The sequence below is a fragment of the Humibacillus xanthopallidus genome (assembly GCF_044793955.1).
In the GTDB taxonomy this organism is placed as follows: domain Bacteria; phylum Actinomycetota; class Actinomycetes; order Actinomycetales; family Dermatophilaceae; genus Humibacillus; species Humibacillus xanthopallidus_C.
The window spans coordinates 4,048,610-4,069,797 of sequence record NZ_CP084995.1 but is presented as its reverse complement, the minus strand read 5'-3'; the positions used below and the strand labels follow the sequence as shown (position 1 = coordinate 4,069,797).

The window sequence follows — 21,188 nt, the reverse complement described above, 5'->3', positions numbered from 1 at the left end:
GATGGACCTCAACCTGTCGGCCGAGGAGCGCGACATCCGTGACTGGGTGCGCACCTTCGTCACCAAGGAGCTGATGCCGCTCGAGCAGCAGGTGCTCACCCGTGAGCGCCGGGGTGAGAAGGGCGTCACCGACGAAGAGCTCAAAGCCTTGCAGGACAAGGCGAAGGCTGCCGGCTTCTTCGGCATCCAGACCCCCGAGAGCCACGGGGGCATGGGCCTCGGAGCGGTCATGTCGGCGCTCATCCAGGTCGAGCTCGGTCGCACCTTCGTGCCCTTCCGCTTCGCCGGCGAGGCCGACAACATCCTCTTCAGCGCGACCGAGGAGCAGCAGGAGCGCTACCTCGTGCCGACCATCAACGGCGACAAGAAGTCGTGCTTCGCCATCACCGAGCCGGGCGCCGGCTCGGACGCGCGGGCGATCCGCACGAGCGCCCGCCGCGAGGGCGACGTGTGGATCATCAACGGCGAGAAGACCTTCATCACCGGGGGCAACGAGGCCGACTTCGTCATGGTCTTCGCCGTCACCGACAGGGAGTTGGGCGCCGACGGCGGTGTCACGTGCTTCCTCGTCGACCGCGACCGTGGCTGGACGAGCACCCCGATCGACACGATGGGCGAGTGGGGCCCGGCCGCCCTCGTCTTCGACGACGTGCGCGTGCCGCACTCGGCCATCCTCGGCGAGGAGGGCAAGGGCTTCGAGCTGGCCATGCGCTGGATCGGCAAGGGCCGCTACATGTTGCCCGCCAACGCGATCGGCTCCTGCGAGCGGCTCGTCGAGATGGGCATGGAGTGGGCCCGCAACCGGGTGACCTTCGGTCAGCCGATCGCCGAGCGACAGGCGATCCAGTGGATGGTGGCCGACTCCGCCGTCGAGATCGAGGCGCTGCGCTGGCTCGTGCTGACCGCTGCGTGGCAGGTCGACAACGGCATCGACTCGCGCCAGTCGCAGTCGATGGCCAAGCTTTTCGGTGGCGTCAAGGCCAACGAGATCGTCGACCGGGTGCTGCAGATGCACGGCGGCATGGGCTACACCCGCGAGCTGCCCGTGGAGCGCTGGTATCGCGAGCTGCGCCTGCTGCGCATCTACGAGGGCACCGACGAGATCCAGCGCCGCACCATCGCCCGCAACCTGCTAAAGGGGCACGCCTCGGTGCGCGGCCACCTCGGCTAGACCTCGCTGGCCCGGAGCCCTGCGGGCGCGCACAGGACGGCATACGGCAGCGGCTGTGTGCCGCCCGGCGGGCACCGAGCCCTTGCGCCATCTGCGCCCCCGTGGCATGGTCGGGGGAGCCGAGCGGTTCAACAACAGTGCCGACTCCGTCACCGATCATCCGGAGATGAGTCATGGCACACGTGCGTTCACTTGCCGCTGCTACCCCTGCGGGCGCCCCCGTCGTCAACACGTCCGGCAGCCCAGCGGCTGAGGCCGAGACCTCGTTCCCCAGCGTCCACGCGGAACGTGACGCCGAGACTGCCGAGCTCTTCGCCGCCCTCGCCGCAGCACCCGACGGGCGCTCCCGTGCCGTTGCCCTCGAGCGCATCGTGCTGCTCTATCTCGACCTCTGCGGGTCGATGGCCTCGCGCTACGACGGGCGGGGGATCGAGCACGACGACCTCGTGCAGGTGGCCCGGCTCGCGCTCGTCAAGGCGATCGACCGCTACGTGCCCGGGCAGGGGCCCTCGTTCGCCGCGTTCGCGGTGCCGACGATCTCGGGAGAGCTCAAGCGGCACTTCCGCGACCGCGGCTGGATGGTGCGGCCGCCCCGCCGGCTGCAGGAGATGCGGGTGCAGGTGCAGTCGTGCCGCAACCGCCTCGAGCAGGAGGTCGGGCACACCCCCACCGACGCCGACGTGGCCCGCGAGCTGGGCGTCACGCGAGCGGCGGTCAAGGAGGCCGTCGCGGCGTCGAGCAGCTTCCACCCCACCTCGCTCGACGCCAGCACGACCGACGACGAGTCGGGCTCGGTCGCCTACCTGCTTGGTGACGACGACGAGTCGCTGGCCCGGGTCGAGGACCGGGTGTGCCTCAGCGCCGCCCTCTCCGGCCTCGACGCCGACGAGCGGCAGCTGCTCGCGCTGCGCTATGTCGACGAGCTGACCCAGCGGGAGATCGGCGTCCAGCTCGGGATGAGCCAGATGCAGGTGTCGCGGGCGCTGCGCAGGCTCGTCGCGCACCTGCGGGTGGCCCTCGCCGACGACCCGACGACGGGTCGCCGCCGGCTCGGCCAAGCCTCCTGACAACACTGTCGAGTGCCCAGTTTCCGACGGGGTTGCGTGTCGGGAATTGGGCACTCGACGGACTTCTGGGTCGAGTGCTCATTTCCCGACGGGGTATGTGTGTGACGGCGCGACCACTCGAGTGACCGCTGCGTCGAGTGGCCACTTTTCGTCGGGGATTTCCGTCGAGTGGCCACTTTTCGACGGGGTATGCGTGTCGAGAAGTGGGCACTCGACGGAACTCTGCGTCGAGTGCTCAGTTTCGGACGGGGTCTGGGGCGACACCGCCCGACCCGCGCTGTTGGAGCCGGACGATGCCACACCTGACGCCTACCCATGTGGCGGCATCGAGTCGTGTTCGTGCCGATCTGTCTGAGACGAGCCGTTGTCAGCTGGCCGCGGGCTCGGTGCTCAGCCATTGCTCGCCCGCGAGGGCCCGCCCCACGAGACCGTCGCCCCCGGTGCCGAGCAGGGTGGCGGCGGCGAAGTCGGCCGCGAGACCGTCGAAGTGCGCGACGTGGCGCAGCATGGCGTGCTTGCCGCCGACCACCGTGACGTGACCCACCCGGGCCGTCCGGGCGAGGCGGCGCGCGACTTCCTCGGCGATGTCGGGCCGGGCGATGCGGTCCCGGTCGCCGTGCACGATGAGCACGTCACGGCCGGTGAGGTCGGTGCCGCCGTCGGCGGGGTAGAGCCAAGGAGCGAGCGCGACGACGCTGCGCACGGCGGGCTGCGAGCCGGCCAGCAGCGCGGCCCGGCCTCCGAGCGAGTGGCCGATGAGGCATACCGGCAGGTCGGCCCCGAAGCGCTCCGCCGCCTGGGCGAGCGCCCAGCGCACGTCGTCGACGGGGGTCGCCTGTGCGTCCCAGCCGCGCGAGGTGTTGAGGAGGCGCTGCACCGCGAGGCTCGGCGCCGTGCGCGCGACCCGGGCGGCCACCGGCACCATCCGCAGCACCGACAGCTGCGCGGGGCTGACCGGCATGCGCTGGCGTCGTGCGGCGCCGCCGTGCAGCACGAGGACGACACCCTGCGGCCGGTCGGGCACGTGGGTGTCGACGAGGCGCGGTCGCGGGTCGCTCACCTGCGGCCCGTACCCGATCGGGGGATCGCTCGCCCGGGGATCAGGTCAGGCCTCGCGGCGGTCGTCGTCGCGGTCGAGGCGGTCGGCGTCGGTGCGCCGAGCCGGCAGAGGGAGCTCGCCGGACTCGGCCACCTCGACGGCGACGTCGCGCAGCTTGCGGTTGGAGTTCTGGCTCGCGATGCGCAGCAGGTCGAAGGCCTGGTCGCGGGTGACGTGGTGGCGCGTCATGAGCACGCCCATGGCGGTGCCGATCTCGCGGTTGCTGAGGAGGGCCTTCTGGAGGTTCTCGACCTTGCGGGCGTTGACGATCGACTGGGCCGCGAGCGCACCGTGCGTGGCGACCATGAGCCCGACGAGCACGTCGTCGTCGTCGAAGGCGGCCCGGCCGCGGGAGTAGATGTTGAGGCCCTCGATGACGTCGTCGTCGCCGCCCTCCTTGAGCAGCCGGTAGGAGAGCATGCTCTCGACGCCGACCTCCTGCGAGACGCGACGGCCGAACTCCGGCCACTCCTCGCAGTGCCGCAGGTCGCTCGGACGGAAGACGGCGTTCTGGAGGATCGCGTCGAGGCAGGGGCCGGAGCCGACGGCGTACTGGATCGCGTCGGCCTTGCCGGCCTTCTCGTCGGTGAGCGCCGCCGTCGAGAACTCGCCGTCGGCGAAGCGCGTGACGCTGGCCCACTCGGCGCGGTCGATCAGCTCGACGGCCATCCGGGCGACCGCCTCGAGGGGGTCGCGATGGGTCATCTTGCGCAGGTGGTCGCCGATGTCGCGGAACCGCTCGGCCACCCGCGCGAGATCGCTCACCGTCGCCGTGTCGCTGTCGCTCACCTTGAACACCCCTTTCGCCTTCCGTGCCAGACCCTAGTCTTGGCCTCAGCCAAAAGCGACGGACCCCGGTCGGTGGGGGAGCGGTGGTGGGCGCCCAGCCGGGGGGCGGCGCGCCCGCCACGCCTGTGACCGGGCCCGTCGTGACCGCCGCGCCCGCGCTGGGTAGGTGCACGCGGCATACCTCTGGAAGGACCCCACGCTGTCGATCGACCTGATCTATCTCATTCTCGGCATCGCCCTGCTGCTCGCAGCGGTGCTCCCCGGGCTCCTCGAGCGCTATGCGGTCTCGGCCGCCATGGTGCTCCTCGTCGTCGGCGTGGTGGTGGGCCTGCTGCCCCTGCCTGAGGGGCTCTCCCTCGACCCGCTGGAGATCCGCCCCCAGATCGACCGCATCACGGAGCTCGCCGTGCTCGTCGCGCTGATGGGGGTCGGGCTCGCCATCGACCGGCCCCTGCGCCTGCGCGACCGCGCGAGCTGGGCGCGGTGGTCGCCGACGTGGCGGCTGCTCGCGATTGGTATGCCGCTGACGATCGCCGGGGTGTCGCTGCTCGGTTGGGGCCTCGGGCTCGCGCCTGCCGCGGCGCTCCTGCTCGGTGCGGCGCTGGCGCCCACCGACCCCGTGCTCGCGGGCGACGTGCAGGTCGGGGGACCGCACGTGGGACCGGCCGAGCCCAAGGCGGAGGGTCACGGCGAGGGGGAGGTCGAGGGTCACGGCGATGAGGGCTCTGGTGACGGGGCTGGCGGCGCCGGCAGTGACGGCGCCGAGGGGCAGGGCCGCGAGCGTCAGAGCGGCACGGTAGACGAGGAGGAGGCCGAGGCGGTCGACGAGGAGGACGACGTCCGCTTCGCGCTGACCTCGGAGGCAGGTCTCAACGACGGGTTGGCCTTCCCCTTCGTCGCGGCGGCGCTGCTCATCGCGACCGGCACCGCGACCTCGCTGGGGTCGTGGGTCGGCTGGCTGGCCTGGGACCTCGTCGGCAAGGTCGTCATCGCGATCGTGCTCGGTGCCGGTCTCGGCTGGCTGCTGGGGCGGATCGCCTTCCGCTCGCGCCAGCAGACCCTGCGGCTCGCCGAGCAGGGGGAGCCGCTGCTCGCCATCGCCGCGCTCGTCATGGCCTACGGCCTGGTGCAGGTCGCCCACGGCTACGGCTTCCTCGGGGTCTTCGCCTGCGGGCTCACCCTGCGCGCGGCGGAGCGGGGGCACGAGTACCACCGCTCGATGCACGACGTCGTGCAACGCCTCGAGCGGCTGCTGACGCTCATCATCCTGCTGCTGCTCGGCATGGGCCTCAGCAACGGGCTGCTCGGCTCCCTCGACTGGCGGGGTGTGCTCGTGGCCCTGGCGCTGGTCTTCCTCATCCGTCCCTTCGCCGGGGTGGTGAGCCTGCGGCTGCGCCCGCGGTCGCCCGACCTGCCGGGCGGACTGGGTCGCAAGGAGGCGCTCGCGGCGGCCTTCTTCGGCGTGCGCGGCGTGGGTTCGCTCTACTACCTGGCGTATGCCGCCGGCCACGCCTACTTCCCGGAGGAGCGCTGGCTCTGGTCGACCGTGGCCTTTGCCATCGTTGTCTCCGTCGTGGTGCACGGCGTGCTCGCCACCCCCGTCATGGGCTACCTCGAGCGGCGCCGCTCGCACGCGTGACGTCCGAGGTATGACGCTCGCGACAAATGGCCCGAAGGGGACGTTTGGCACTGGTGGGGCGGCCCGGCAAGGGGCTTGCGTGGGAGTGGGCCCGGCGGATGGTTCGGGCCCGTCCATGCGAGACGAGGAGGAGTCATGTCCGTCACGATGCACCTCAAGACGGCCAACGGTTACTACGCCCAGGCGGTCAACGGTGGCGGGGGAGAGGTCACGGCCAAGGGGCCGTGGCCCCGGGAATGGGAGACCTTCACCCTGCGGAGCGTCACCGGTGACTGGGCGGACGTGACGGCGGGCAGCGCCGTGCTGCTCCGCACCCAGAACGGCCGGTACGTCACCGCGGAAGGGCCCGGCGGCGCGCTCGTGGCCACGGCCGCGGCGCCCACGGCTCAGGCACGCTTCACCCTCGTCACGGCGGCCGGGGAGCCGCCGGTGGTCGGGCACTTCTCCTCGTTCGGGCTCAAGGCGCCGAGCGGCAAGTTCGTCTGCGCTGAGGGGGCCGGGGGCGGCATCATGGTCGCCAACCGCGACGTCCTGGGGCCGTGGGAGACGTTCGTTGCCACCCTCCACCCGGAGCCGGCCGACTGCGTGCTCACGACCGGGATCCGCACCACCTCCAAGGTTCACTTCCTGCAGGCCGACAACGGCGGAGGAGCCGGCCTCACGGCGCGGGGACCGTGGGTGCGCGAATGGGAGACCTTCGACATCGTGGCCGCCGACCGTGCGGCCCGGGGCTTCACCAGCGGCGCGCGCGTCCACGTGCGCTCCGACTCGGGGCACTACCTCCAGGCCGAGGGCGGCGGGGGAGGCAAGGTCAGCGCCGCAGGCCCTTGGCCGCGCGAGTGGGAGACGTTCACGCTCGTGGTGCCGGGTCGCCGCGCGTGGCTGCGGCCCGGAGGGAGTTTCGCCCTGCTGGCGGCGAACGGGCGCTACGTCGAGGCCGAGGGCGGAGGCGGCGGGTCTGTCGTCGCGACCGGGTCGACGCTCGGCCGGGCCGCGACGTTCACCGCGTCCGACCGGGCCGAACCGCCCCACGAGAGCACGACGCTCGACGTGTGCGCGGCGGTGCGCGAGGACCAGACCTCCGCCACCGCGTTCGCCCGTCTCGTGCCGGGGCTGGGGAGCCTGCGCACGACCGTGCCCTGCACGATGGTGGCCACCTTCGTCACCGAGGCCCGCACCGTGGCCGGTGCCCGGCTCGAGGTGCGGGTGACCGTGGACGGCGAGGTGATGACTCCCGGGCCCAGCGTCCTGACCGACTCGGCGTCGTTCCGCACCTGCACGTATGCCGCGTGGCTCGACGGCGTGGCCCCGGGCTACCACAACGTCGACGTCGAGTGGCGCTCGTCCGGTGGACAGGTGTTGGCCCGCAACCGGAGCCTGACGGTGCAGGTCGTCGGTGGAGCATGATCGCCGCGTGACTGCCAAGGGCGACGCGTCCGGCTGAGCCGGGCGCGTCGCCCTCCGCCCGAGGTGGGTGCCTTCGGGTGCGCGTGGCGTGCGGTGGGTGAGTCTCAGACCCGGTCGACCATGACGGCACACGACGCCGCGGACGAGCCGGCGGCGAGCCGGATCTTGTCTGCGGCCGCTTGGGCGGCGTCGCCTGCAGCCGTGACCTCCGAGTAGGTGGAGCTGTCCATCGCTGCGGCCAGGTCGCGGTAGGCGGATGCCCAGGCGATGACGGCGACGCGCAGGGCGAGCGCCTCGCGTGACGTCGGCTCGGGCATGGCTTCGATGGTCTCGGCCGCGCGCGTGGCAGCGATGGCAGCTCCCAGCGCCAGGGCCTCGGGGGCCGCGTTGTCGCCGGCCTCCGCCTTCCACGAGCCGTACTCGTCAACGGCGAGCCGGCACGCGTCGTCCGCTTCCGCGAACCACGCTGCGTCGGAGTGGCCCTCGGGCGAGTCGGGAGAGTCCGGCGAGTCGGGCGGGTAGGGCTCAGCCTGCGAGTCGGGGTCCGGGGCGGTGGGGGTCTGCTCTGGCGTCGCGCTGTCCGGGGGCGTCGACGGCTCCGTCACGCTCGTCGCGGCACCGGGGCCGTCGCCTCCGTTGTCGGATGAGCAGGCCGGAAGCACGAGCGACCCTGCCAGCGCGAAGGCCATCAGCAGTCTGCCCAGCAGGCGGTTCCCCGATCGCACGGATCCGATGCCGTCGCGCGTGCCCTTGCGCTTCATCGCAGGCCCCTCTGCCTTGGGATGGTCTTCCCTTGTCTCCGACGATCCACCGGCAGGCCGTCGTCCAGAAAGGGTCGATAGTCCCTGTTTGAGTCGAGTCACAGCGCGGTCGGGGTGCTTGAGCCCGACGGTGCGGCTGCGTCCTGGTGCATCGGCGTCCGGCCTAGGCTGAGCACATGACGGCACGGGCGACCTCGCGCAGCGCGGAGGGGCCGCCCCGTGAGGTCCGCGACGGGATGCTACGGACCTTCAGGTGGGGCAACCGGCGCGTGATGCTGCCGATGCTGCAGCACCCGCTCGTGGGGGCCTGGGTGGGCAGCCCCGTGATCGGCTACTTCTTGACGTTGACGACGACCGGGCGGCGCTCCGGCGTGCCGCGCCGGACGCCGCTCAACTACGCGATCCTCGACGGGCGGGTCTATCTGCTCTGCGGGTTCGGGGCCCACGCCGACTGGTATCGCAACCTGACCGCCGACCCGCAGGTCACCCTTTCCCTGCCTGGTCGGGTCGTCCACGGACGGGCCGCCCCGGTGGCGGACCCGGCCGAGGCGGAGCGGGCAATGCTGGCCGTCGTGCGCAACTCCGGAATCGCGCTGGTCTTCGAGGGCCTGAACCCGCTGACCGCTACCGACGAGCAGCTGCGGACGAAGTTTGCCGGACGCCCCGTCGTGCGAGTCGACACGCCTGAGCCGGTGTGCCCGGGTCTGCATGACCCGGGCTCGCCGGCCTGGCTGCTCCCGCACGTTGTCGCGCCCCTGGCCCTCAGCGTGGCGGTCCGAGCGCTCAGACGCCGCTGACCGAGCCCACGACTGTGCGAGCGTGCCTGCGAGGCGAGGCTCACGGCATACCTGCTGCTCGGGACGGTGACGTGGCGAGGGCCACCCTGGGCTGGCACTGAGGGTGCGCGCACGCTGGAATGGGGTCATGCCCCAGAAGATGGCCCTGCGCGCCTACATCGACCAGCTGCGGACCGAGGGGTACACCGTGCGCGACGACCACGGCGACGACCCCATCCTCATCGCCCCGGACGGCAGCGCCGTCGAGACGTGGCGCGACGAGTATCCCTACGAGGAATTGATGTCGCGCAACAGCTATGAGGTCGAGAAGTACCTGCTGCAGATCGAGCTGCTGAAGTTCCAGTACTGGACGATGGACACGGGCGCGAAGCACGTCATCGTCTTCGAGGGGCGCGACGCGGCGGGCAAGGGCGGGGCGATCAAGCGCTTCACCGAGCACCTCAACCCCCGGGCCGCGCGGGTGGTGGCGCTCACCAAGCCGACGTCGACGGAGAGCGGTCAGTGGTACTTCCAGCGCTACGTGGGCCACCTCCCGACCGCGGGCGAGATCGTCATGTTCGACCGGTCCTGGTACAACCGCGCGGGCGTGGAGCGGGTCATGGGTTTTTGCACGGACGAGGAGTACGAGGTGTTCAGGGCCCAGGCGCCGACCTTCGAGCGGATGCTCGTCGAGTCCGGGACGACCGTCACGAAGCTGTGGTTCTCGGTGACCCAGGACGAGCAGCGCACGCGTTTTGCGATCCGACAGATCGACCCCGTCCGGCGCTGGAAGCTCTCGCCGATGGATCTGGAGAGCCTCGACCGGTGGGAGGCCTACACGGATGCCAAGGTGGCGATGTTCGAGCACACGGACAAGAAGTACGCGCCGTGGCTCACCGTGAAGAGCAACGACAAGAAGCGGGCTCGAGTGAACGCGTTGCGGGCCTTCCTGCACCAGTTCGACTACGAGGACAAGGACACGGACGTCGTGTTTGCCCCTGACCCGAAGGTCGTGAAGCGCGCGAAGCACACGGCCGGCGACTAGGGCGGGAATCTTGGGTCACCTCGGCGGCGTCGTGCTGGACGGGGGTTGGGCGTGCTGGGGGTTGGGCGTGCTGGGCCGGCCACGGTGGTCAGGGGTTGCGCACGATGGCCCCGCCGGACGTCTCGACGTTGGAGCTCGCGGGCTGGGTCGTGAGTGTGAGCACCACACCTCCGGAAGCTGACCCGGTGAGAGATCCACTGACGCGGACGGAGGCCACGACCCCACCGCTGAGGTCGATGGTGGCGTTCGTCGCCTGAAGTCCGCTCAGGTCAGGCAGTGCCCCGCCACTGGCCTCGAGCCTGAGGTTGGTGGCGGAGCCGGAGAGCGACGCCCGGGCACCTCCCGACATGGTGAAGGCGAGGTCCTGGGTGGTGCCGACGGCGCCGCTGGCGCTGGCACCGCCGGACAGCTCGATCCCGGTCATGCGTGGCGTCGTGACCTTCACGACGAGACCCTGGGCAGTGACGTAGCCGCTGGTCGTGTCGACGGTGAGGCGCGACCCCGACACCTCGGTCGTTGCGATATCGGCGATGTTGGGCTGCGCGGTGACGACCACTTGCTGAGGTCCCGTCGCCAGCTCGAGCTGGATGCCGCCGTCTGCGGACACTTCGGTGAATCGGGCGACGGTGCGGGTCTCAGAGGTGACATCGCCTGATCCGACGACCATCCCCCCGGTCGAACCCATGCTGCATGCTGTGACGAGCGCGGCGACCGTTGCGGCGAGCGCGAGCGGCCGCAGTCGCCCACGTCGTGCTGTGGTCTCTGTCGTCAGGGTTGCCTTCACCCCTCCAGCGTGTGGCGAGCAGCCTCTTTGCGCGAGGGCCCAAGGTCCCCCTTCAGCTGATCCAGTTGAGTCCATGGCATTGGTGTCCGACGATCCCGGTGAGCATGTGCTGCCCAGGCAGGTGCGCTCCCCCCGGTTGCCGCGGGATCAGGCCGCCTACCGACCCCGAGAACGGCAAAACTGCAGGTCAGACGTGGTCTGACCTGCGGTTCCGGGTGGTGGCCAGGGGCGGCGGCGCCGTCTGCGACAGACCCGAGCGTTCGCCGCACCGAGTTGATCGCGGCGGGAGGGTGCGCCCGGGATCAGAAGGCGGACGAGGGGGTCCAGCCGCCGAAGGCGTCGCGCAACACGTCGACGACCTCGCCGATCGTCGAGTACGCCTTGACCGCCTCGATCGTCGCCGGCATGACCGAGCGACCGGCGGCGACGTCTTCGCGCAGCCGGGCCAGTGCAGCGTCCACCGCCGCTTGGTCGCGCTTGGCCCGCATCGCGCGCACCGCGTCGATCTGTCCCCGCTCGGCCGACGGGTCGATCCGGAAGACCTCGAGCGGCTCGGCAGGGGAGGGGAAGCGGTTCACGCCGACGACTGTCCGCTTTCCGCTCTCGATCGAGATTGCCAGGTCATAGGCAGCCTCCGACAGCTCACGGGCGAACTCGCCCGACTCGATCGCCGCGAGCGCACCCCCCTTGCCCTTGATCTGCTCGAGAAGGTCCCAGATCGAGGACTCGAGGTCATCGGTGAGAGACTCCACGGCATACGACCCACCGAAGGGGTCGAGCGTCGTCGTCAGCCCGGTCTCGAACGCCACCACCTGCTGAGTGCGGAGCGCGAGCGTCGCAGCAGACTCTGTCGGCACACCGAGCGCCTCGTCGTAGGCCGAGACATGCATCGTCTGCACACCGGCGAGCGCCGCGGTCATCGCCTCCACGGATGCGCGCACGACGTTGTTCAGTGGTTGCTGCGCCGTCAGCGTCGAGCCGGCCGTGAAGGCGAAGATCCGCAGCTGCTGCGAGCGGGGGTCCTTCGCCCCGTAGACATCTCGCATCAGACGCGCCCACACGCGACGGGCCGCGCGGAACTTCGCGACCTCCTGGAGCACGTCGGTCGTGATCGCAAGGAAGGTGAACAGCGTCGGCGCCACCTGGTCGACGGAGACTCCGCGGCGCACGCACTCGTCGAGGTAGGCGCGAGCGTTGGCGAAGGTGAAGGCGATCTCCTGCGTCGCGGACGAGCCCGACTCGCGAATGTGGTAGCCGCTCATCGCGAGCGGGGTCCAGTTGGGGACGTGCTCCGCGCAGTACTCGATGCAGTCGACGGCGAGGCGTAGTGACGGCTCCGGCGGAAAGATCTGGGTGCCGCGGGCGATGAACTCCTTGAGCACGTCGTTCTGGATGAACATGCCGAACGCGTTCGGGTCGACGTTCCGCTTCTCCGCAAGGGCGACGAAGAGCGCTGCCCAGATGTAACCGATCGAGTTGGCCGTGGTGCGGACCTGGCTGATCCGCTCGAGCGGGATGCCGTCCATGAGGACCTCGATGTCGGCGAGCGAGTCGATCGCCACCCCGACGCGCCCGACCTCGCCGGCGGCCCGCGGGTCGTCGGAGTCGATGCCCATCTGGGTCGGCAGGTCCATCGCGACGGAGAAGCCGGTGACCCCGGCGTCGAGCAGCTTGCGGAAGCGCTCGTTGGACTCGCGGGGCGTGCCGAAGCCAGCGTATTGCCCCATGATCCACGGCTTGGGCTCATTGGAAACGCCTCGGGTGTAAGGGAACTCCCCAGGTCGTTCTGAGCCCTCGGGTGCGTAGTCCGTCTCGAGCCGGGGGTCGGCGTTCATCGGTCGGCTCCTGCGGCCTTGGCCCCCGCCGCCTCGGCGTCGAGCTGCTCCCGGAGCACCTTCTTGGCGATCTTGCCGGTGGAGTTGAGCGGGAACTGCGCCACGACGCGCACCTCCTTGGGCTTCTTGTAGGACGCCATCCGAGACCGACAGTGCTCCATCACGGCATCGGTGTCCACCGTCTGCCCAGGCAGCTCGGTGACGAGGGCGACGACCCGCTGCCCCCAGTCGGCGTCGGCGACCCCGACGACCGCGACCTCGGCGACGCCCGACACCTCGGCGACGACGTCCTCGACCTCGCGGGGATAGATGTTGTAGCCGCCCGAGATGATCATGTCGCCCTTGCGGTCGACCAGCCAGAGGTTGCCCTCCTCGTCCATCCGGCCGAGGTCGCCGGTGTGGAGCCAGCCGTCGACGACAGACTTGCTGAGGTCTTCGCGCGACTCGGCGTTCCAGTAGCCGGCCATGATGTGGTCACCGCGCGTGATGATCTCGCCGGTCTCCCCGGGCGCGACGTTGGCGCCGGACTCGTCGACGACCGCCAGCTCGACCCCCAGCGCCGGGCGACCTGCAGACGACAGCAGTCCCGGCTCGTCGTCGAGGCCGCGGGTGTGCAGGTCGCGGTCGAGGACCGTGACGGGCGGGATCGCCTCGACGAGGCCGTAGTACTGCACGAGGCTGGGCGTGAGCCGGTCGTAGGCCTGGCGCATCTGCTCGGGCGGCATCGGTGCGCCGGCGTAGCCGAGCATCTTCAGGCCCGACAGGGTCGCGCGGCTGATCCCGTCGACCGCGAGCAGCCGCGCGACCATCGTCGGGACAACTGCGGTGTGCGTGGCGCCACGCTGCCCCACGGCGTCGATGAAAGTGTCGGGGTCCCAGCTCGGCAGGATGATCTGGCGCGCGCCCGCGACGAGGAAGGGAAGCACGAACAGACCCGACGTGTGGGTGACCGGCCCGGCGTGCACGTAGCAGTCCGCATCGGGGTCGGGCACCCCGCCGAGCACGTCCTGGGTCATGTTGACAACCGATGCCAGCCAGTTGCGATGCGTCCTCTGGGCGCCCTTGGGGTGGCCGGTCGTGCCCGATGAGTAGTGCAGGCCGCAGAGCGCGTCGGGGTCGAGCGCTCGCAGTGGGGAGCTGGCGGCGCCGTCGATCAGCTCGTCGAGGGTCAGCCCGCCAGCCGAGCCGTGCGTGCTCGTGCCGCCGACCTGCACGACGACGTCGATCTCGTCGCGGAAACCCGCGATCTGGTCGGCGAACTGTTCGGCGTGGACGAGACCGCGCGCGCCCGAGTCGCGCGCGATCCGCTCCCAGTCGCTCGGGTGCAGCCGGTAGTTGAGCGCCGCTCGCACCAGCCCTGCCGCGCGGATCGCCAGGTCGGTTTCGAGGTATGCCGTCGAGTTCGTCTGCAGGTCGAGCACCCGGTCACCGGGGTGGAGTCCCTGCGCGAGCAGGCCGTTCGCGATCCGGGTGACACGATCGCCGAGCTCGGCGAAGGTGCGGGTGGCGTCCGGTCCTTCGACCGCCACCCGGTCGCCGAAGCGGTGGGCGGCTCTGGTGACGAGGGTGCCGATGTCCATGCGGGGTCGTGTCCTTCGGTGCGTCGTTCTCGGTTACGTCGTTGGGCTCGTCGGTGGTGTCAGGCTGGATGCTCGGGGTCCGCGTGGGCGCCAGTGCGCTCGAGGGCGTCGCTGGTCGGCGCGATGTACGCCGCGTCGAGCACGCGCACGCCATGTCCCTGGGGAAGGACGGTGACGGGGTTGAGATCCAGCTCGAAGCCGGACGGCCACGAGCCGACGATGCCCGCCAGGCGGCATACGGTCTCGACAAGGGCCGCGCGGTCGGCGGGCGCCGCGCCACGGACGCCCGCCAGCAGCGTGCTGAGGCGCGTCTCGTCGACCATCTGCTCGACATCGGCGGCGGTGACGGGCAGCAGCCGCAGGGCGACGTCGTTGAACACCTCGGTGAGCACGCCGCCCACCCCGACCGTGAGCACCGGGCCCAGCGGGCTCGGCGCGCAGCCGACCAAGGCCTCGACGCCACCGCCGACCAGCTCCTCGGCCCACACCCGGCCACCGAGCCCGGCGACCTGCTCATAGGCCGCGGCCGCGCGGTCCGGGGTGACGCCCACGACGACTCCGCCGGCATCGGACTTGTGCACGAGGCCGGGGACCACCGCCTTGAAGACGGCAGCGCCACCGCACTCCTCGACGGCTTGGGCAGCGTCGTCGGCCCTGTCGACGAAGCGCCCCGTCGGCACGGGGATGCCGGCAGCGGCGAGCAGGTCCTTGACGTCCTGCTCGCTCGCGCCGTGAGGCGGCGTCTGGTGGGACATCCGCTCTCGACCGTCGGAGACCGCACCTTCGACGGGGACAGGTGCTTCCGATCGGGAGGAGGCGTGCTCTCGACTGAAGGAGTGCAGGGCGGCGAGGGCTCGGACGGCGCGCGCGGGCGTCTGGTAGCACGGTATGCCTGCGGCTCGCATCTGCGAATTCGCAGCGGGCGCAAGGTGGTCCGCACCGGTGCGCGCCACGACGACCGGCTTGCCGCTCCGCTCGGCGACCCGGGACAGCGAGTTGACGACGTCGTCCACGTCCTTGCCTGTGAGCACGCAGAAGCACGCGACGATGCCGTCGACCCCGGGGTCGTCGGCGATCGCGTCGAGGGTGCGGTCGAAGAGCGCGCCGTTGCTCATCACCGACGCCGTGACGTCGACCGGGTTGGCGGTCGAGCCGAAGGCCGGGACGATCTCGTCGAGGGCCACCGTCGTCTCCGCGGCGAGTGCGGCGAGCGTGAGACCGTGCCTCTCGACCGCGTCGGCGGCGAGGATCCCTGATCCGCCAGAGGTCGTCACGATGGCGATTCGGCCGCCAGCGAGCGGCGGGCAGGTCATCACGTCACCGACGTCGAGGAGCTCGTCGACGTCGTCGACGCGCACGACGCCGATCTGGCGCAGCGCGGCGTCGACGACCCGATCACCCGCTGCCAGGGCGCCCGTGTGGGAGGCCGCGGCCCGGGCGCCGGCGTCGGAACGACCAGCCTTGAGCAGGGCGACCGGCACACCGCGGTCGACGACGGCACGCAGGCCGGCGATGTCGCCGAGCGACTCGGCGTAGGCGAGGATGCCTCGGCACCCCGGCTCGTCTGCCATCGCGGCCATCACCTCGACCGCGCTGATGTCGGCCTCGTTGCCGGTGTTGACGACCCAGCCCAGGCCGAGCCCCCGCTCGAAGGCGAGCGACACCGCTCCGTAGCCGAGCGCGCCGCTCTGCGACACGAAGCCGATCGGCCCGGGCACGAGCTCGGTCCGCTCTCCCGAGAACAACGGCGAGAAGGAGGTCACCTGGCCGGCCGCGACCCCGACCGTGCCGATGCAGTTCGGGCCGAGCAGCCGCACGCCGCCCGCCCGCGCTTTCGCCACGAGCCGCTCCTGCAGCGCGGCGCCCGCGTCTCCGGTCTCGGCGAACCCGCTCGAGCAGATGATCGCGGTGCCGATGCCCTCGGCGATGCAGTCGTCGATGACGGCCTCGACCCGATCGGAGCCCACGAGGACCACCACGAGGTCGATCGGCCACGGGGCGACGGCGAGGCTGCGGTGGCTCGGCCGGCCCATGACCTGGCCGCCGGACGGGTGGATGATGGACACCGGGCCGCGGTAGCCGTAGCGCTCCAGGAAGCGCACCGGTAGCTGCCCGAGCGAGCCAGCCCGGTCACTGACACCGATGACGGCGACGCCCCGGGCCGCCCACAGGGCTTGGATGTCCGACGGCGGCGGCACCAAGCCGGCGCCCGCGGACCGGGCCGACCCGCGCGACCCGTGCGACCCTTCCGGCCCGGTCGAGCCACCAGCCGACACACCGTCAGCCATTCGGCTGCCACCTGCGGTGCCGCGTCCCCTGAGCGCCCTCGCGGACGAGCTGCAGGCGTGGCTTCTCGCCCTCGGCGCGGCCGGTCTGCGGCTTGCGCCGTCCGGCCCGCCACGGCATCGGCCACACCGCGCCCGGCCCGTCATAGTCCTGCTCGACGGCCGCGTGAAGGGTCCAGTTCGGGTTGTAGAGGTGAGCCCGCCCGACCGCGCAGAGGTCGGCCCGGCCGGCGAGGACGATGGAGTTCACGTCGTCCCACGAGCTGATGATGCCGACGGCGATCGTGTTGATCCCGACCCGGTTGCGGATCGCGTCGGAGAAGGGGGTCTGGTAACTGCGCCCGAAGGCCGGCTGCTCGTCCGGCGTCACCTGCCCGGTCGAGACGTCGATCGCTGCGGCGCCGGCGTCCTTGAAGGCCTGGGCGATCTCGCACGCGTCGTCGACGGTGACGCCGCCCACGACCCAGTCCGTCGCCGAGATGCGGACGGTCATCGGCGTCGGCGCCGGCACGACCTCGCGCATCGCCGCGAAGACCTCGAGCGGGAAGCGGAGCCGGTTCTCTAGGGAGCCGCCGTAGCCGTCGGTGCGCTGGTTGGTCACCGGCGAGATGAAGGAGGAGAGCAGGTAGCCGTGGGCGCAGTGCAGCTCGACGAGGTCGAAGCCTGCGGCAACGGCCCGCTCGGCCGCGCCGACGAACTCGGCCTTGATCGCCTCGAGGTCCGCGGTGGTGAGCTCGCGAGGCACCTGGTTGACGCCCTCCTTGTAGGGCAGCGGCGACGGCGCGACAACCTCCCAGTTGCCGGTGTCGAGCGGCTCGTCCATGCCCTCCCACATCAGCTTCGTCGAGCCCTTGCGACCGGAATGCCCGATCTGCATGCCGACCTTGCTCGCAGACTCGGTGTGCACGACGTCGACGATGCGCCTCCACGCCTCCATCTGCTCGTCGTTCCAGATGCCCGTGCAGCCCGGGGTGATCCGGCCCTCGGGCGAGGTGCAGACCATCTCGGTCATGACGAGACCGGCGCCGCCGAGCGCCTTGCCGCTGAGGTGCGCGACGTGGAACCCCGTGGGCAGGCCGTCGTCGTGGGCGGCATACATGTCCATCGGCGACACGACGACCCGGTTGACCAGCTCGAGCTCGCCGAGCGTGAACGGCTGGAACATCGGCGGCGCGCCGCTCTCCGACCCCGGCGTCGATGTGGCGAACCACGTGTCCATCCGCTCGACGAACGCCGGGTCGCGCACCTTGAGGTTGTCGTGCGTGACGCGGCGGCTGCGCGTCATGATGTTGAAGGCGAACTGTTCCGGGTCCTGGTCGACGTACTGGCCGAGGCTCTCGAACCACTCGAGGCTCGCCTGCGCGGCACGCTGCGTCGACAGGACGACGGGCTTGCGCTCGGCCTCGTAGGCGCTGAGCGCCGCGTCGAGCGTCTCGTGCTCATGCAGGCACGCGGCGAGGGCGAGGGCGTCCTCCATGGCGAGCTTCGTGCCCGAGCCGATCGAGAAGTGCGCGGTGTGCGCCGCGTCGCCGAGGATGACGATGTTGTGGCGCTCGCCAGCCCGCCAGTGCTCGTTGCGAACGGTGCGGAAGGTGATCCACCGGGAGTTGTTGGACATCACCTCGTAGCCGTCGAGGATCTCGCCGCAGATCGCGCGGACCTTGGCGATCGACTGCTCGTCGGAGTCGCCCGGCTTCCACTCGCGGGTGTCGAAGTCGGCGAATCCCGCTGCCTGCCAAACATCCTCGTGCATCTCGATGATGAAGGTGCTGCCCGTCGCGTCATAGGGGTAGCCATGCACTTGCATGACGCCCCACGGCGTCTCGAGAATGTAGAACTTGAACGCGTCGAAGACCCGGTCGGTCGCGAGCCACATGTACTTGCACTTGCGCATGTCGAGAGTCGGGCGGAACTCGTCGGCGTGGTTGGTGCGGACGAGCGAGTTGAGACCGTCGGCAGCGATGACGAGGTCGTGCGTGGCGGCGAGCTCGTCGGCGTCCGGCGCCTCGGTGCGGAAGTGCACGGTGATGTCGAGCTCGGCGGCACGGGCCTGGAGCAGCTCCAGCAGCCGCTTGCGGGTCATCGCCGCGAAGCCGTGCCCGCCGCTCGTGATCGTCTGCCCGCGGAAGTGCACGTCGATGTCGTCCCACCGGGCGAACTCGGCCTCCATGGCGGCGTGGATCGCCGGGTCGGCGTGCTCGATCCCGCCGAGCGTCTCGTCGGAGAAGACGACGCCGAAGCCGAACGTGTCGTCCGGTGCGTTTCGCTCCCAGACGGTGATCTCGTGGCTGGGGTCGAGCTGCTTGGCCAGGACCGAGAAGTAGAGACCTCCTGGGCCACCGCCGATGAGCGCGATCTTCACGTGGACCTCCGATGGGACGTGCGCTGTGATTGTCCTAGGGCGACGCCAAGGCTATGTTGTTTTCCAGACGGTCGTCAACAGAACGGAATGAGAGATGTCTTCGAGAGAGTCCCGTTTCGCCGGGAGCACCGTCGTCGTCACCGGCGGAGCGGGGGGCATTGGCCAGGCCGTGTGCCAGGGATTCGCGATCGCGGGCGCCAACGTCGCAGTCGTCGACGTCCACGCAGTGGAGGACGCTGCGCGCACGCTCGCGTCCGAGATCAGCGCGGAGACCGGCGTCAAAGCCGTGGCGTATGCCGCTGACGTTGCGTCGCGTGCCCAGGTGACCGACGTCATGTCGCGGGTCGTCAGCGACCTCGGTGGGCTCGACGTGCTCGTCACGCTCGCCGGCGGCTCGCTCGGCACGCCCAAGGGATTGGAGGAGATCACCGAGGAGCACGTCGACCTCGTCGTCGACGTCAACGTCAAGGGGACCTTCTACAGCGCGCAGGCCGCGCTCGAGCACATGGGTCGCGGCGGTGCGATCGTCACCGTCAGCTCGATCGGCGGGCGCCAGCCGTCGCCCGTCACGGGCGTGCCGTATGCCGCGTCGAAGGCCGCCGTGGTCGGGCTGACGAGGCGTCTCGCTCGGGAGGTCGGGCAGCGGGGGATCCGCGTCAACGCCGTCGCTCCGGGACTCTTCCTCACCGGGCGGCTGCAGACGATGTACGACGAGATGCCCGAGGCGGAGCGGCGCGAGGTGCTCGACGCCATCCCGCTCGACCGCTTCCCGGAGCTGCGCGAGATCGTCGACCCGGTGCTCTTCCTCGCCTCGGAAGAGGCGTCCTACATCACCGGGGTCGTGCTCGACGTCAACGGCGGCCGCTTCATGCCCCTCTGAGTCATCGCTGGTGCGTCACGTCGTCGACTACTTCTGGCGCAGGCGGAAGCGCTGGACCTTGCCTGTCGAGGTTCGGGGCAGCGCCGCGATGAACTCGATCTGGCGCGGGTACTTGTAGGGCGCGATGGCTCGCTTGACGTGGTCCTGGATCTGCTTGGCCTTGGCCGCCCTCGCCTCCTCGGTAGGCACGGAGTCAAGGCCCTCCTTGAGCACGATGTAGGCCTTGACGACGCTGCCGCGGGCCTCGTCAGGGGTCCCGATGACGGCGCTCTCGAGGACATCCGGGTGGGTCACGATCGCCTCCTCGACCTCAGGCCCGCTGATGTTGTAGCCGGAGCTGACGATCATGTCGTCGCTGCGCGCCTGGTACCAGAAGTAGCCGTCCTCGTCGCGGATGAAGATGTCGCCGGTGATGTTCCAGCCGTCCTGGACGTAGACGGTCTGCCGCTCGTCGGCGAGGTAGCGGCAGCCCGTCGGACCCTGCACGGCGAGCCGGCCCGGCTCGCCGTCGGGCGCGTCGCCGCCGGCGAGGTCGACGATCTTGGCGCGGTAGCCGGGGATCGGCTTGCCCGTGGCGCCCGGCCGAATGTCCTCGTCGGCCGCGGAGATGAAGATGTGCAGCATTTCGGTGGAGCCGATCCCGTCGATGAGCTCGACGCCGCTCGCGTCCTTGAACGCCTCCCAGGTCGCGACGGGCAGGTGCTCCCCGGCGGAGACCCCGCGGCGCAGCGAGCGCAGCTTGTCGACGTTGCCCGAGGCGATCATCGCGCGGTAGGCCGTGGGGGCCGTGAAGCAGACCGTCACCCCGTGCTCTGCGATGAGCTCGGCGAGCTGGTCGGGAGTCGCCTTCTCGACCAGCAGGGTGGACGCGCCAACCCGGAGCGGGAAGATGATCAGCCCCCCGAGCCCGAAGGTGAACGCGATCGGCGGGGTGCCGGTGAAGATGTCGTCCTTCGTCGGGCGCAGGACGTATCTGCTGAAGGTGTCGGCGTTGGCGAGCACGTCGCGGTGGAAGTGCATCGTGGCCTTGGGACGTCCGGTGGTGCCGGAGGTGAAGGCGAGCATCGAGACGTCGTCGGCGGAGGTGTCGACGTTGTCGAAGGCCTCGGGATGCCGGGCGCTGGTGCGGGTCAGGTCGTCGGGGGAGTCCCCGCCGTACTCGATGATCGTCAGGTCCTTGATGGCGGCCGCGGCGAGGTCGTCGACGAAGCGTGCGTCGCAGATTGCCAGGGTGAACTGACCGATCTCCCCCATCGTCGAGAGCTCCTTCGGGCGGAGCAAGGGCATGGTCGGCACGACGACGCCTCCGGCCTTGAGCACGCCGAACCATGATGCGGCCAGCCAGAGGTTGTTCGGGCCGCGGAGCAGCACGCGGTTGCCCGGCAGGAGCCCGTGGTCGGTGACGAGCGTGTTGGCGACCTGGTTGGCGTGGGCGAGGAGGTCGCCATAGGTCCAGACGGTGCCGTCGGGGCTGCGGAGGCACGGCCGACCGGGGCCGAGTTCCTCGATGACCCGGTCGAGCAGCTCGACGGCGCAGTTGAGCCGCTCGGGATACTGCACGTCGGGCAGGTCGAAGGAGAACGCCGGCCACAACTCCTGCGGTGGCAGGTTGTCTCGGCAGAACGAATCGGTGTGGGCAGACCGGGCCAGCTCCATCGGTCCACCGTATGGAGGCCACATGACGACAGTCAATGGTCCGCCATGGTGC

The 21,188-nt window shown here is 70.7% G+C and carries 16 protein-coding genes; 7 read left to right on the top strand and 9 right to left on the bottom strand.

Annotated elements, in window-relative coordinates; all coding sequences use genetic code 11:
* Nucleotide 1: 1 nt before the first annotated feature.
* Both LG278_RS18365 and LG278_RS18360 read left to right on the top strand, forming a co-directional pair.
* On the top strand, nucleotides 2–1,171 hold the full coding sequence (locus LG278_RS18365; protein ID WP_404388979.1) for an acyl-CoA dehydrogenase family protein: 1,170 nt from the start codon (nucleotides 2–4) through the stop codon (nucleotides 1,169–1,171).
* A gap of 173 nt (nucleotides 1,172–1,344) precedes the next feature.
* A complete protein-coding gene (locus LG278_RS18360; protein ID WP_404388977.1) occupies nucleotides 1,345–2,238 on the top strand; it encodes a sigma-70 family RNA polymerase sigma factor in 894 nt (297 codons plus the stop codon).
* A gap of 367 nt (nucleotides 2,239–2,605) precedes the next feature.
* Here LG278_RS18360 and LG278_RS18355 read toward each other — a convergent pair whose 3' ends face one another.
* Nucleotides 2,606–3,298, bottom strand: coding sequence for an alpha/beta hydrolase (locus LG278_RS18355; RefSeq protein ID WP_404388976.1), 693 nt, complete (start codon nucleotides 3,296–3,298; stop codon nucleotides 2,606–2,608).
* A 45-nt stretch (nucleotides 3,299–3,343) separates the two neighbouring features.
* The gene (locus LG278_RS18350) at nucleotides 3,344–4,126 is read right to left on the bottom strand and encodes a GAF and ANTAR domain-containing protein (RefSeq protein WP_404388974.1); all 783 of its coding nucleotides are present in this window, start codon (nucleotides 4,124–4,126) and stop codon (nucleotides 3,344–3,346) included.
* Nucleotides 4,127–4,292: 166 nt separating this feature from the next.
* Between LG278_RS18350 and LG278_RS18345 the strand changes: the two genes are divergently transcribed.
* Entirely contained in the window at nucleotides 4,293–5,765 is a 1,473-nt protein-coding gene (locus LG278_RS18345) for a cation:proton antiporter (RefSeq protein ID WP_404388972.1), read from the top strand.
* Nucleotides 5,766–5,900: 135 nt separating this feature from the next.
* Entirely contained in the window at nucleotides 5,901–7,172 is a 1,272-nt protein-coding gene (locus LG278_RS18340; RefSeq protein ID WP_404388971.1) for a fascin domain-containing protein, read from the top strand.
* A gap of 104 nt (nucleotides 7,173–7,276) precedes the next feature.
* Here the strand turns inward: LG278_RS18340 and LG278_RS18335 are convergent, their stop codons facing one another.
* Nucleotides 7,277–7,933 (bottom strand): hypothetical protein, encoded by a 657-nt coding sequence (locus LG278_RS18335; RefSeq protein ID WP_404388970.1) that lies wholly within the window; start codon nucleotides 7,931–7,933, stop codon nucleotides 7,277–7,279.
* A gap of 176 nt (nucleotides 7,934–8,109) precedes the next feature.
* On the opposite strand from LG278_RS18335, the gene LG278_RS18330 reads away from it, so the two are divergent.
* Both LG278_RS18330 and ppk2 read left to right on the top strand, forming a co-directional pair.
* Nucleotides 8,110–8,730 (top strand): nitroreductase family deazaflavin-dependent oxidoreductase, encoded by a 621-nt coding sequence (locus LG278_RS18330; protein ID WP_404388969.1) that lies wholly within the window; start codon nucleotides 8,110–8,112, stop codon nucleotides 8,728–8,730.
* A gap of 127 nt (nucleotides 8,731–8,857) precedes the next feature.
* A complete protein-coding gene (ppk2, locus tag LG278_RS18325; RefSeq protein WP_404388968.1) occupies nucleotides 8,858–9,754 on the top strand; it encodes a polyphosphate kinase 2 in 897 nt (298 codons plus the stop codon).
* Between the two features lie 88 nt (nucleotides 9,755–9,842).
* On the opposite strand, the gene LG278_RS18320 is transcribed toward ppk2, so the two are convergent.
* From LG278_RS18320 to LG278_RS18300, 5 genes are all read right to left on the bottom strand, one after another.
* On the bottom strand, nucleotides 9,843–10,439 hold the full coding sequence (locus LG278_RS18320; RefSeq protein ID WP_404388966.1) for a GIN domain-containing protein: 597 nt from the start codon (nucleotides 10,437–10,439) through the stop codon (nucleotides 9,843–9,845).
* A gap of 401 nt (nucleotides 10,440–10,840) precedes the next feature.
* The gene (locus LG278_RS18315) at nucleotides 10,841–12,373 is read right to left on the bottom strand and encodes a methylmalonyl-CoA mutase (protein WP_404388965.1); all 1,533 of its coding nucleotides are present in this window, start codon (nucleotides 12,371–12,373) and stop codon (nucleotides 10,841–10,843) included.
* A complete protein-coding gene (locus tag LG278_RS18310) occupies nucleotides 12,370–13,953 on the bottom strand; it encodes an AMP-binding protein (RefSeq protein WP_404388964.1) in 1,584 nt (527 codons plus the stop codon). Before LG278_RS18310 ends, LG278_RS18315 begins: the two co-directional genes overlap by 4 nt.
* A gap of 59 nt (nucleotides 13,954–14,012) precedes the next feature.
* Complete coding sequence (locus tag LG278_RS18305; RefSeq protein WP_404388963.1) at nucleotides 14,013–16,241, bottom strand: acetate--CoA ligase family protein; 2,229 nt, start codon at nucleotides 16,239–16,241, stop codon at nucleotides 14,013–14,015.
* Complete coding sequence (locus tag LG278_RS18300; RefSeq protein WP_404388961.1) at nucleotides 16,234–18,600, bottom strand: bifunctional salicylyl-CoA 5-hydroxylase/oxidoreductase; 2,367 nt, start codon at nucleotides 18,598–18,600, stop codon at nucleotides 16,234–16,236. The genes LG278_RS18305 and LG278_RS18300 overlap by 8 nt, the downstream gene beginning before the upstream one ends.
* A 94-nt stretch (nucleotides 18,601–18,694) precedes the next feature.
* Between LG278_RS18300 and LG278_RS18295 the strand changes: the two genes are divergently transcribed.
* A complete protein-coding gene (locus LG278_RS18295) occupies nucleotides 18,695–19,480 on the top strand; it encodes an SDR family NAD(P)-dependent oxidoreductase (protein ID WP_404388959.1) in 786 nt (261 codons plus the stop codon).
* Nucleotides 19,481–19,507: 27 nt separating this feature from the next.
* On the opposite strand, the gene LG278_RS18290 is transcribed toward LG278_RS18295, so the two are convergent.
* A complete protein-coding gene (locus LG278_RS18290) occupies nucleotides 19,508–21,136 on the bottom strand; it encodes an AMP-binding protein (RefSeq protein ID WP_404388958.1) in 1,629 nt (542 codons plus the stop codon).
* Nucleotides 21,137–21,188 lie beyond the last annotated feature (52 nt).